The 11653-nt window shown below is 47.4% G+C and carries 13 protein-coding genes; 4 read left to right on the forward strand and 9 right to left on the reverse strand.

The window, feature by feature from the left end; all coding sequences use genetic code 11:
- Positions 1-410 precede the first annotated feature (410 nt).
- Together ftnA and EDI29_RS14220 are read left to right on the forward strand one after the other, a co-directional pair.
- Complete coding sequence (gene ftnA / locus EDI29_RS14215) at positions 411-917, forward strand: non-heme ferritin (protein WP_015840082.1); 507 nt, start codon at positions 411-413, stop codon at positions 915-917.
- A 281-nt stretch (positions 918-1198) separates the two neighbouring features.
- Positions 1199-1555 carry a YebY family protein gene (locus EDI29_RS14220; protein WP_137741405.1) on the forward strand — a complete coding sequence of 119 codons (357 nt, stop codon included), beginning with the start codon at positions 1199-1201 and terminating at the stop codon, positions 1553-1555.
- A 316-nt stretch (positions 1556-1871) separates the two neighbouring features.
- Here EDI29_RS14220 and EDI29_RS14225 read toward each other — a convergent pair whose 3' ends face one another.
- From EDI29_RS14225 to EDI29_RS14265, 9 genes are all read right to left on the reverse strand, one after another.
- Positions 1872-2951, reverse strand: a complete 1080-nt coding sequence (locus tag EDI29_RS14225; RefSeq protein WP_137741406.1) for a tyrosine-type recombinase/integrase — start codon at positions 2949-2951, stop codon at positions 1872-1874.
- Entirely contained in the window at positions 2929-3198 is a 270-nt protein-coding gene (locus tag EDI29_RS14230; protein WP_137741407.1) for an excisionase, read from the reverse strand. Before EDI29_RS14230 ends, EDI29_RS14225 begins: the two co-directional genes overlap by 23 nt.
- Positions 3199-3296: 98 nt before the next feature.
- On the reverse strand, positions 3297-3995 hold the full coding sequence (locus EDI29_RS14235) for a hypothetical protein (protein ID WP_137741408.1): 699 nt from the start codon (positions 3993-3995) through the stop codon (positions 3297-3299).
- Positions 3996-4004: 9 nt separating this feature from the next.
- Positions 4005-4673, reverse strand: a complete 669-nt coding sequence (locus EDI29_RS14240; protein WP_102117844.1) for a DEAD/DEAH box helicase family protein — start codon at positions 4671-4673, stop codon at positions 4005-4007.
- Positions 4673-5335, reverse strand: a complete 663-nt coding sequence (exoX, locus tag EDI29_RS14245; RefSeq protein ID WP_137741409.1) for an exodeoxyribonuclease X — start codon at positions 5333-5335, stop codon at positions 4673-4675. The genes EDI29_RS14240 and exoX overlap by 1 nt, the downstream gene beginning before the upstream one ends.
- 311 nt (positions 5336-5646) lie before the next feature.
- Positions 5647-7290, reverse strand: a complete 1644-nt coding sequence (locus tag EDI29_RS14250) for a RecE family exodeoxyribonuclease (RefSeq protein WP_241664933.1) — start codon at positions 7288-7290, stop codon at positions 5647-5649.
- Positions 7291-8312: 1022 nt separating this feature from the next.
- Entirely contained in the window at positions 8313-8501 is a 189-nt protein-coding gene (locus EDI29_RS14255; RefSeq protein ID WP_137741410.1) for a DUF1482 family protein, read from the reverse strand.
- Between the two features lie 672 nt (positions 8502-9173).
- Complete coding sequence (locus EDI29_RS14260; protein WP_167494514.1) at positions 9174-10091, reverse strand: BstA C-terminal domain-containing protein; 918 nt, start codon at positions 10089-10091, stop codon at positions 9174-9176.
- 107 nt (positions 10092-10198) lie between these two features.
- Positions 10199-10585 carry a helix-turn-helix domain-containing protein gene (locus tag EDI29_RS14265; protein ID WP_167494515.1) on the reverse strand — a complete coding sequence of 129 codons (387 nt, stop codon included), beginning with the start codon at positions 10583-10585 and terminating at the stop codon, positions 10199-10201.
- A 109-nt stretch (positions 10586-10694) separates the two neighbouring features.
- On the opposite strand from EDI29_RS14265, the gene EDI29_RS14270 reads away from it, so the two are divergent.
- Positions 10695-10922 carry a helix-turn-helix transcriptional regulator gene (locus EDI29_RS14270; RefSeq protein WP_103164467.1) on the forward strand — a complete coding sequence of 76 codons (228 nt, stop codon included), beginning with the start codon at positions 10695-10697 and terminating at the stop codon, positions 10920-10922.
- Positions 10922-11485 (forward strand): toxin YdaT family protein, encoded by a 564-nt coding sequence (locus tag EDI29_RS14275; RefSeq protein ID WP_137741412.1) that lies wholly within the window; start codon positions 10922-10924, stop codon positions 11483-11485. Before EDI29_RS14270 ends, EDI29_RS14275 begins: the two co-directional genes overlap by 1 nt.
- Positions 11486-11653 lie beyond the last annotated feature (168 nt).

Consider the following 11653-nt stretch of genomic DNA (forward strand, 5'->3'; position numbering starts at 1 on the left):
ATATCCTCTTTGGACAATTCTGCCAGATTATGTCCCATACCGCGTTCTCCTACCTATTGGTCACAGACTGATAGGTGTCACGGTAAAGTAGCGACAGGAAAATGGCAAGTGATCACCTTGTCATGTGGATGTTTATTATTCTGATTACGAAATAGGAATCATTTTTAATACAGATTTACCGTAAATTATATAGTTCGATATTGTAATTTTTTGGTAATAAAAATGATTCGCAATAATACATTTTAAATCACCTTAATTGATAATAAATATCAATAGCAATTATGCTAACATATTGTTTTTTATGTTTATTGTATTAATATTTTGTTGCTGTTAATAAAGTGTTTTTTATTTTGTTTTTTCAGGCATAATGCCCTAAATAATTTCACCTGCCGGGAAAATAGGGAGTTACTATGTTAAAAAAAGAAATGATTCAGAAGCTGAATGAGCAACTTAATCTGGAGTTTTATTCCGCGAATTTGTATTTGCAAATGAGTGCATGGTGCGGTGACAAAGGTTTTGAAGGCGCATCGAGTTTCCTGAAGACACATTCTCAGGAAGAAATGCAGCACATGCAGCGCCTGTTTGACTATCTGGATGATACGGGAAGCCTGCCTGTGTTAGGTGCGATTGCTGCACCGCCGATTGATTTTGATTCACTGGCTGATGTCTTCAAGTTGACCTATGAACATGAACAGTTGATTACAGCAAAAATTAATGAGCTGGCACATGCAGCGATGGCTTTGCAGGATTACTCTACATTTAATTTCCTGCAATGGTACGTGGCCGAACAGCATGAAGAAGAAAAACTGTTCCGTTCTATCCTGGACAAATTAGCTCTGGTCAAAGCGAGTGAAGGCGGTCTGTTCTTCATCGATCAGGACTTGAAAAAAATGTCTGCGGCGGCACCGTCAGCCTAACGGCAATCGACGCTTTTGTCAGTCAATGTGCATTTGAATAACGCGGGATAATATTCTTTTTATCCCGTCATTTCTTTCCTCGAACGACCTTCCTATTTATATCGCACAGTCGATTTTATTCTTTGCTTCGCGCTCGACTTCATCTCTCTCTGTCGCTATGATCGCGTGAGTAGTGATATACAACTTTATGTTTTATAAGGTTTGATGCTGTCTTTCTGTGATCTGGATAAGGCTGCAAAACTCACACACATCATTGTCTGAATACGCATGTCGGGAATACCATGATGAAGAAATTTTTGCTATCAATCGTGCTTACCTCACTTTCTGCGAATGCTTTTGCTGCCGCCAAACTGGCAAATATCAGCCGGCTGGAATATGGAGATCGCTGGGCTTTTACGCGCGAAGAAGTTCAACTGATTTGTCGCCCCGGCAATGCGCTGTATGCCTTACATACTGGGACGCTGATGCAATATCCGCTAAACGATATTGCTATTGAGCAGATGAAGTCCGGGCAGGTAAGTGCACAACCGATAGACGTGATTTGGCTGGACGATCCTAAGCACCCTGGACAGAAGAAAAGCCTTCAGCCATTTATCGAGCGAGCAGAGCAATTATGCTTGCCAGAGGGTAAGCCATGAAGCGATTGATTTACCTATTTAATGTTAACTAATTACTTCCATCTGGTTAAGGTAAAGTGTGAAATCTGTTCCATTTGTGATAATTACGAACGGGTTGAAGCTGGAAAACGCGGTGGAGTTGGCTACGCTTAAGGTACAAGGCTAGTGCAGCTTGTATAAATGCCAACTTTTAGCGCACGGCTCTCCCAAGAGCCATTTCCCTAGACCGAATACAGGAATCGTATTCGGTCTTTTTTTAATTTATTGATTTTTAATGGTTTATTTTTTATTTACACGAAAATACACGAAAAATCCACGAAATTCGATATACGGTCTTTTATAAATAGACGTAATCTTTACCTCTCGTATCCAGATATTTCTCTGTCATTTTTACTGATTTGTGACCAAGTAACTTTTGCGCAAACTCCTTTCCGCGCCCCTTCTCATACAACCTGCCAGCCAGACTTCTTATCTCATGAAAGGTTGGTGGCTTCTCACTCAGTTCAATACCTGACGCATTTCTCGCTTTAACAAACCCCTTTGTTAGCCCATTGAGTTCTACAGCTCCGTTGGGGCTATTTTTTCTAATGCCGACGCTAATCATGTAATCCGTACTGCTGGCATTACGGCATTGCTCAATGACATCGCATAAACGTAGCCCTATAGCATCGATTGTCAGGTCGAGAGGGATAGCCAGTTTGTTTCCGGTTTTCCCCTGTTCGATGAGTAGCCGATCATCAACAATATCGCTGAATTTAATTGCAGCAACATCCTCTCGGCGCTGACCGGTGACGAGTGCTAAATCCATCGCCAACTGAAACCACAAGGACTGCTTTTCAGCAGCGATGCGAATAGCTTTATATTGCTCAAGCTCCAGCCTCTCTCGCTTTACGTTCGGCTGGGGTGTTCGCGTTGGCAGCACTGGATTATTGTCGATATGCCCCTCAACAATAGCTTCGCGGAAAATATCAGATAAAACAGACCGGAAACCTGCGGCCATTGACAACTTTTCTTGCTGCAAATAAATCTCCAAAAACCCAGCGATATCCTTCGTGGTTACTTTATTTAGTATTTTATCTCCCAGCGATTGCTGAATTGTAGAAAGCTGTCCAGCGCGTGCTTTGTAAGTGTTAGCAGTCAAGTCTCGGCGCTTAATAATAACATCGTAACGTTCAAGCCATTCAGTCATCGTAAGTTCGTGCCTTACTTTTAGTTTTTCAATAAGAGCGACAGGGGAGAAATTCTGCTCGATAAAACTATTTGCCTCTATAGCCTGGCTAACCGCATCCCTGCGCGCGATCTGTCCAAGAGATATTTCTTTTCCCGTTAACGGATTTCGCCAATAAAATGATTTGTATTTCTTACGATACGTGAGGTTACGCGGCAAGTTAGCGTCATACCTTGTCGTCCTTGCCATTAATAATTCTCCTCACTAAATCTGAATTAAAGCCTTTTCTTTCGGCAATTATCCGGCGCGACAGCTTGTAATCTTTCGGGTTGATATATATAGCATCTTCGCTAACTCGATATTCTCGACCATGCTTTTCTGGTGCTGGGTAAATTTTCCCAGCTCGCGCCCAGCGTTGTAGCGTCTGTATTTTCGGCAGGCTGTCTTTTGAATAATGGCGTTCGCACCATTCATTCAGCGTGATGAGCTTTCCCATATTTGCCTCATTACGTTATGCAATAAATTTGGGTGATTTAGATTTCTCATAATCAGTTTTAGCGGGGAGGGCGAACCTCCCCACTAATAAGGTCAATCTCAGAACGGGATATCGTCATCAAAATCCACCACCTGACTCTGCGCTGCTGCTTGTTGCAAGCGAGAGTTTGGGATGCTGTTTTGCGGATCATGCGCGTACGGATTAGACCGACTCACACCATACGGGGACGCTGACTGTCGATTGTCATGGGTGCGTTCATCCTTATCTTTCATTGAGGCTTCCAGATTAGCGACCACTTCAGCTGGTGCGTTCTCGGCATGTTCCGCGTATGTCCGGCGCGTTCCGGGTTGGAATACGTGGCGCACTTCAAACTTATATCCGTCTGACAGGTCTTGTTTCGTGTACAGGACCTTCTGCAAAAACAATCCTACTTTTTTCCCTTCCAGTGCAGGGCAGTGCCATTCAAACCCTTCGGATGTTGGCACCTGCATTGGCTGCGCCTGCTTGACCTGGGCAACCCACAGGAGAGCAGAGACCAGCCCCATTCCAAATGTTTGCCCACCCTCTTTTCCGACAAAATTAATGCGCAAATAGTTTGCTTTGGAGCCGTTAGAGTCGAATGAGAGTTCAAGCGCCTGCGACTTACTCCCGTCACGGCCGAACGTGTAGATTGCAGACGTTATGACGCCTTCATATGCACCCGTTTCACCGATGCCGCCAGACGCACCCGCCTTTTTAGCCATTTCCGCCGCTTCGGTGTTCCAGGTAAAACTCATTGGTTGGTTTGGTTGATTCATTTTCGGTCCTTATAATTCGGTCATAAATTCGGTGATAGCCACATCGACCGCTTTCAGGTCGTTATCCATTTCCGTTTTATCCGGGAACATGTCAGGTGGCGCTTTGGCAGTGTCGTTGTCATCGCCTTTTATCAGAAATACGTGCTTGCCATCTTTCTTGATGGCTCTCAGGACGATTGAGAAATAACCCTCGGGCGTAAGCTTTTCATTGAGCATTTTCCCTGTGGTTTTCATCCTGATTTTCCCTTCGCTCTCTTCTGTGTGAGCCAGAAAGTAAACACGAAAGTCATCGGGTAATTGCGTCGCCGCAGTAATGATTCGCCAGACGTGATCCGCCATTTCAGTGAACTTTGCATATCCCGTCTGATAGGCTCGATTCATGTTTTCGTGTTGCATGACAACTTGAAAATCGTCAATGATCAGCACGCGGCGTGTCGGTGATTTCACCATGCGATAAATCGTATCCAGCACAATTTCCCATTCGTCAGCGCGCAGAACGTTCCCGCGCTGTTTCGTGCCATCGGGCAGTAATTTGCCGTGCAGTTTCCACCCCACTGATTTGAATGGCAGCATCTTCGGTATGCACTGAAGCAGCATTACTTCGTCTGGATTGAAGTTACGCAAGCTGTAAGATTTCCCCGCACCCGAATCACCCAGGATCAAGACTGGCGTACCCATTAGATACCTCCGCCTAACCAGTGCTTGGCGGTGTGTTTAATGTCTTCATCCATGTCACTGCCAATCAACCAGCGCAGATAGCCCGGGTCCTCTTTCGATAGCTCGGCAAAGGTTTTTCCTTTGTGCTTACCGAAGCGCATTGCATGAAGAAGGGAGGGGCTGTTGGTGATTTCCCGCATTTCCCGCATGGTCCATTGAGCCGCTCTACCCATGTAAATCAGCAGTTCCGCTGTGACATAGCAGTCATACAGCGCGCGATGCGCATACAGACCCTCAGGTACTTCAGGCTTAAGGCCGAGGCTGTAACGAAGATACTGATTGCTATGGCTGGCATGTTCGGGAAACAATTTGCGCGCTAACTTCATCGTACAAATCCACGGCGAATCGATCTGAGGTAGTTTCGATTTATCGAATGCCGCGTTGTGCGCAACATACGCATCAGCACCCAGATATTTACCAATCACTTCTGAAATTAACGGAGCGCCGGCAACCATGTCTTCAGTGATGTGGTGTATTGCCATCGCTTCAAAGCCAATAGCTTCTGGCGGACGAACCAGATCGCTCATCGGATTACAGATAACACCGTCAACGATATCCACACTTGCGATTTCAACAATGCCACCTTCAAAACTGGTGGTTTCGGTATCAATTACTCGTAGCATGCTTTTCTCCATCGGTAACGGCGTCACAAACTGCGTCATGCTCTGCGAGCTGATGCGCGATAAATTCAAGGTCATTGGGCGATAAACCGCTGTTCAGGCATATCAAGGCGATACACTGAAGCGCTGTTTCGCGATTCAATTGATGAGTTAACATGCACGTCTCCGATGTGGTGTGCGTGCCTTCACGTGGTCCTGATAGCAGGACTTATATTTGCAAAAGCACATTTGAGAAACGCCCATGTATCCTTTTACTGGGTACGTTTTCAGATCTGTGCTTTCGCGCAGAGCCAGGCAGTGGTCGCAATGCTTTTTCATTGCGCACTCTCTTCAGTAAAAGCAATTCCGATGGTCGCAATAATGCGTTCAAGTCGAGCTACCCGCTCATGAAGCAAAGCGTTCGAGTCGTTATCAAGGGCTACAGATTCGACTTGCTGCGTCTGCGCTGATTGGTCTGCGATCGTTCCCGCATCAGGGCCTTCATTTTCTGGTATCTGAGGGTTAGTTTTGACTTGCTGATTGCCAGTCGCTTCCATCTGCACATTGCCCACCCCATCATTTTCTGGTCTTTCTCCCTCATTGGAGGGGGCTTCGCTACTGGGTTGATTTACTTCATTCAGCGTCTTCGTGGCGGCTTGCTGACGCGCCATGTCAACGATGGATAGCGGCTGTGTTTGTTTGGGGGGCTGGCTTTCATTCACTAAACCATCTACAGAGAACATGCCGCCGCCGAGGTTTTCAACCTGAGGCTGAGTGCCTGGCTCTTCGTTTGTTTCGGCGTTCTCTTGCTCAGATGAATTGGCGGGAGTGTGACGTGCCTGCGCTAACAGTTCTGGTGTCGCCGTCGTGTAATACTCAGCAGTCAATGTTGAATTAATATATCGCTGGAGGCTTTCAGGAAAGTAAATTACATCCTGATTAGCCTTGCGGATCAGGGCGCCTATCCCTGCTTTGGATACATTCAAAATACCCGGCATTGGTCGCAACGCTAGGCTCCATGTTTTAAATGGTTGCTCTTTATTTGCGACAATCTCTTTGGCTCGGCGATAAACAGGACCGGGAATATTGTAGATATCGAAATCAAATGGTGTCGTGAATAGCGCAATTTCGATATCAAGAGTGTCTGAAGTGTGGGTGTAACCGCGATCGGTATTGCTACCATCACCAGCAATAGCCCCTGACTCAGTGCGCTGCACACCTGATTTTTTCGCCCACTTCGTTGTAACTTCTGAACGATACGGACCCGAACGCTCAAGGCCGGAATCTTCATTACGCGCGTTCAGCCATTCTTTCGAGAATGAAACGATATCACCTACAGGCGGGGCTTTACCGTCCGGCACCCATACTGATTGGATGGAATCGATCAGACTGAAAAGCGTCTCAGGAAAAACGTGTTGCGCCTGCAACAGCTCTTTAGCGTTATTCAGTGCCAGCAGCAGGTTCTGAACATACGTCGCGTCCATGTCGTGTTGCAGCGTAGAAATATCGCTCTGCTGGCCAGCAAACAATTTAGTGAACGAGCCGAACAACCAGGCGCCCAGCACTTTCTGAACGAATGATGCTTGATCGATAGTGATTGTGCCGTCAGTTGCTGCGGTGTCAGATAATTGAGCCGATGCGGTTTTCCCTGCGACAGCTGCATGATCATCCTGAATATTGGTTGACGCTGGTTCAGATTTAGGAATCTGGCGCCACGATTTACCATCATCATTCAGTTCGTAACGATCACACCATGTGTCATTCAGAGTGCCTTCCTCAGGGAGATCGTCAACGACGAACCAGTCAGTACGAAGCGGCAAGTTATAATCACCGCCGCGACCAGTTGCGATCTCGGCATCTTCCAAAACGTTCATGATTTCACGCTCTGCGCGTGAGTCGGATTTAGCAGAGAGCCAGCAGAAGAGACTTTTCTTTTCTGATTTGGCTTTTGCTTTGATTAGAAACGCATACGTATTCATTGCGTTGTAGCTCCTTTGGATAGTAGACTACCCGGGACTTTGATAGCTCCCATCAGGTAGTGGTCATTGTTCAAAACTCGATTCCAATGTTCTTTGGTCGGAATGTTGGCGTACTAACCCGCTTAGGCGGGTTTTTGCGTTTTAAAAAGCGGCGGATTGGCAAAGAGAAACCGCACCGCCGAAAGACTACACACAGCAATAACAAGGTACTTCTAGGCACAGCTATCACGGTCCTAACGTGATTCGGTTGTGGCACCGACGCGCTACCGTCGCTTACTTCCCGCCGCTCTGTTTTGGTATTGGTCACCAGTACCTGTGACTCAGCCGATTCTCGGGTCTTTGCGTCGGCCGGCGCTGCATCTCGCTTGAGAACACCACAATCAAAAAGAGCGGAATCTCCACTGTTCGACAGGTTTCCCCGTGCACCTCAGGAACCGGCATTTCCTTTGTTGAGGGTGGAGCAGTCTTTTTTGCCCGCCGCGCTCTTTGATTGTGGTGCTCTGTAACGTGGAGCGGACGGCACTGTTTTATCCGTGGTTTTCGAGGGTTCATGCGTACCCCGTTTACGCGCCATCGGACGGCCTTAGCATTGACTCTCTATGCGTCAGGAGAACACGCCGTTCAGTTCCGCAGAAACCGTCAGGTGGAGAGCGTTCCAAATCAAATTCAGTAATTTCATTCATGCGCCCATAAAGCAGGTAGGCGCAGGGTGAAGTCACTCGGTTCCTTTTTTGCCAGTCAACGCTTCAACAAATTCAGCGAAGCTCAACACCTCATCACCTTCTTTGAGGCTGTTGAAATATTCTTCGTATGCTTGTTCCATCCTCGCATCCTCATTCAGTAGAGTTGTGTGCCGGGCGCTACTCCGGCTGATCTCTTGGTTATCCGAGGGCTTCCACCTCGGCAGCAGCGCACTTCAATGTAATCTCCGGTTACGTCTCCGGACCGGGCTTTCACCGTTCGTGTGGCTTTTTCCCTGATGCCAGCAATCCGCCAGCTAATAGCAATTGGTCAAAACTCGATTACTTTGTTGTAGGCCGTTGGCCGTCAGCCCTGATAATCCCTTCAACTGGCCAGCACTCGCCGTTAACTCTCTGGTCGTACATGTCAGCGACACAATCCTGCTTCGTGTCGTAAACACCGAGTACGGCTTCGTGACATTCGCCGGCAGTCGTACAGATGACGAGAACCAGCGCAAATAGTGTTTCCATCAAACAACTCCTTTTACGGCCCTTGCCATGATGCGATTTGCCGCATCCCATTTTTTACTGCTGCGCTGCCGAACCGCTTTACCTGCTAGCCGCTGCGCTCTGCGTAACTGCTGCTGATTAATCATGCTTTCACCCATGAAACACGGCGACAATCACCGCTATCATTCCAGCCATCAACATCACGGCTACCGCGTACAAACCGATAATGGTGCCCAGCGTTTTAAAGAATGTGCTGTTATCCATAATCACCTTTGCCGTTGTCGCCCGGCTGGCGGAACGTTACTAAAACCTGCTGCGCGTTTGACATAGAGCGTTTCGCTGGTGCGGTCGGCATGGTCAGGGGACTACTTCGCTCCAAAACTCGAAAAACTAGCGAACCCTTACCTACCACACCGCGAAACGCTCTCAATACTTCCAGCAACTGCCGTCATGTTCTTGCGCCTCAGGCTGGCTACTTAGCCCTTCCGCATCACTGAGTAACTCGGGGTATTGCTCAGCGGGTTATGCGTTAGAGCGTTGCTGCGTTGTGTGAAATAATAGTCACATATCGTGTCTGATATGTCAAACACAAATTGTGTCAATCGCGTGCGCACAAATGCGATCGGGATCGAGGGGTTGGTTTGACGTGAATTTCAGGCAAAAAAAATCCCGCCGGAGCGGGATGGGAATGGGTTAGTGTCTAGGGAGTTCTGGCTTTTTCACTTGGTTGAGTAGCTTGACCGCGTCGAAATTGGGTATAGCCCCCTCTTTTGCCTTCACTGCTATATATGCAGGGAATTTTGTTGGCAGATAAGATTGTTGCATCCAGCGTCGAAATTCACCTAAAGCATCATCTGGGTAAACCCATGCCTCAATAGGGCCAGCCCTATGCTGTGGGAACCAGTCTGGATAAACGTGAGGGTGTTTAGTTCTTTTTCCATATTTATCATCAAGGTTTGAGCTAGACCAGTGCTTTCCCCAGCCAATACCTACACTGATATCTGGAACTGATGCTGGCCCAAAATCGAAACCACCATTAATCATCTTGAGTGTCAGATCGGCCATTTCACTGAACACCGAAAAATACCCAAAGGGAATCTGAGCATTTAATTGCAATCGTTCATGAAAGCATTTCCAAGCCCCCCGTTGGGGATCTTCGGGATCAATACCTACACTTAAGAAGATGAATCTTCTAAGTGTATTCTCTGCAAGTGTTCTAAAGTTTTTTAAAGCTGTTGTGTTGTCTATTTGCCCTGCTTCAAAGGCATAATACTCCAGAATTGCCATGCAAACAGAGTCTGGGTAGGCTCTTACTTCAACGCCATTTACTGTGACATTCCAATATAACTGAGTAAGCCTAATCCCTTTCTTCAGTAATATTTGATCGATTTTTTGTCCGCGGGGTTTTTGACGTTCTTCGATCCAGTTGGTAGTCAGTCTTACTATTGCCGACGAGTCTACGCCGCACAAACGAGCAAGACCTCTCATAGTAAGATAGGGGGAGCCATTATTGAGCACCCCCATTTGAATACCTTCTCTCTCTACTTCCTTTACAGGAAAAATATCAATTTCTAACTGCTGACCCGGAAGTAGCGATTTGTCTTTATCCATATGAATCCCATGATAAAAATAGTGATGATCAAACCACTGTTCCCCTGGAAAAATATGATGCGTTCCGATCTGTGTTGGATTCGCGCTGTGTGCAAATTAAACAACTACTATTCTGCGGGCTTATACCTACCCCTGAGATACTTCTCCACATATTCATCCAGTTCCTTCAGTCGGAGCTGAAAGAGATCGATCATGCGTTCGCGCTCGGCCTCGGGAAGCTGATTAAAAAGTTCGAGCATCGTTCTTTGCTGATCGGTCAACCACTGAGATGAATCCCCTGGTTCACCGAACAGTAATTCAGATGGGGTAATACCCAATACTCTTGCCAAAACAACGGCATCATCTGCGCCAATGCTTCTTGTGCCTAGCTCGTAGTTACCCACGCGCGAAGCCGTAGCCCATCCGCACAACTTTGAGAGTTGCGCTTGGCTTAAGTTCTTCTTTGTCCGGAGATCTTTAAGTCTCTCGCCGATGACTTCTGACATTGTTTTCATGCCTCAAATTCTACCACGAAACGTGGCAATCAAAGTATTCACGTATTGTTATTGACTGTTAGTCACGTTTTGTGTCTAATTCTCTTATCCAATTTGTGAGGAGAAAACAGTGAACAACATTTCTATCGAGCGACAGAAGCTCGGCCTATCTCAAACGCAGTTCGCAAAAGTGCTTGGTTGGGGGCGCTCTCGTCTCTCCAACTACGAAGCCAGTTTGCGTGATCCCGGATTGATTGAATGCCGCGTAATCGTCGAGGCACTTAACAAGCTGGGCGGTGATTGCACTCTGGACAGCGTCTTTCCACCTAAACCAACCAAAACCACGGAACGGAAATAATGCATACGCAAATTTATCAGGATGATAACTACGCAAAAACGGGATTACTGAAATCCAGAAATCAATCTCGTCAGTCTGTATCTGCTCACGCTGCTGTTCGTGACGCTGTGGATGCTTGGCAGAAAACTCTGCCAGGTAAAGCGCAAGAGGCGATCGCGCAGCTGGTGGTTGAAGAATGGCGCCGTCGTGGTGGGCGCGGTCTGCAACTTGGCGATTCAGCGCGGAACAATAAGCAGAACCTGTTTCGCTGGCTGGATAACCCGTTCAACTCGAAGCGCTATGCAGGATACATCGAGCAGTTAGCGCCTGTTATCGCTGATGTAATGCCGATCGAGATTGCGCGCCAGTACGGGTTGAAAAAGGGCAAGACAAGGGCGGAGCTGGTGGCCGCTGCGTCGCGCGAATGCTCTGAAGCAAAGCAGGCCGCGTTGCTGGGCGAACCACTGCGGGACTTGGAACAAAAAATAAGGGAAGGGGTTATGTCGCTGATTCAGCTGGCGCCGCCCGATCGCTGGGCTGCTGTTCTGGACAGTACCGTGACGATGTTCAACGGTGTTTTTTAACGAGTTTTGACCAATGAACCACTTGGAGTTTATCGAAAAACATGTTCGCGAGGATTTGCTGAAAAAGGGCTACACGCCCGGTATCGCGCAGGGGGGGGTAGCCAAGGCGCTGGAGTATTACCGCCGCGTCTCCCAATCCAGCGGTAAGGGCAAGATGATTGACGACTG

The sequence above is a fragment of the Pectobacterium polonicum genome, from assembly GCF_005497185.1.
Classification (GTDB): Bacteria; Pseudomonadota; Gammaproteobacteria; order Enterobacterales; family Enterobacteriaceae; genus Pectobacterium; species Pectobacterium polonicum.

Coding starts and splice junctions, on each gene's coding strand:
- EDI29_RS14250 (WP_241664933.1), bottom strand. CDS start 7,290: ATGAATACGTATGCGTTTCTAATCAAAGCAAAAGCCAAATCAGAAAAG.
- ftnA (WP_015840082.1), top strand. CDS start 411: ATGTTAAAAAAAGAAATGATTCAGAAGCTGAATGAGCAACTTAATCTG.
- EDI29_RS14255 (WP_137741410.1), bottom strand. CDS start 8,501: ATGGAAACACTATTTGCGCTGGTTCTCGTCATCTGTACGACTGCCGGC.
- EDI29_RS14260 (WP_167494514.1), bottom strand. CDS start 10,091: ATGGATAAAGACAAATCGCTACTTCCGGGTCAGCAGTTAGAAATTGAT.
- EDI29_RS14235 (WP_137741408.1), bottom strand. CDS start 3,995: ATGAATCAACCAAACCAACCAATGAGTTTTACCTGGAACACCGAAGCG.
- exoX (WP_137741409.1), bottom strand. CDS start 5,335: ATGCTACGAGTAATTGATACCGAAACCACCAGTTTTGAAGGTGGCATT.
- EDI29_RS14220 (WP_137741405.1), top strand. CDS start 1,199: ATGATGAAGAAATTTTTGCTATCAATCGTGCTTACCTCACTTTCTGCG.
- EDI29_RS14240 (WP_102117844.1), bottom strand. CDS start 4,673: ATGGGTACGCCAGTCTTGATCCTGGGTGATTCGGGTGCGGGGAAATCT.
- EDI29_RS14265 (WP_167494515.1), bottom strand. CDS start 10,585: ATGAAAACAATGTCAGAAGTCATCGGCGAGAGACTTAAAGATCTCCGG.
- EDI29_RS14275 (WP_137741412.1), top strand. CDS start 10,922: ATGCATACGCAAATTTATCAGGATGATAACTACGCAAAAACGGGATTA.
- EDI29_RS14230 (WP_137741407.1), bottom strand. CDS start 3,198: ATGGGAAAGCTCATCACGCTGAATGAATGGTGCGAACGCCATTATTCA.
- EDI29_RS14225 (WP_137741406.1), bottom strand. CDS start 2,951: ATGGCAAGGACGACAAGGTATGACGCTAACTTGCCGCGTAACCTCACG.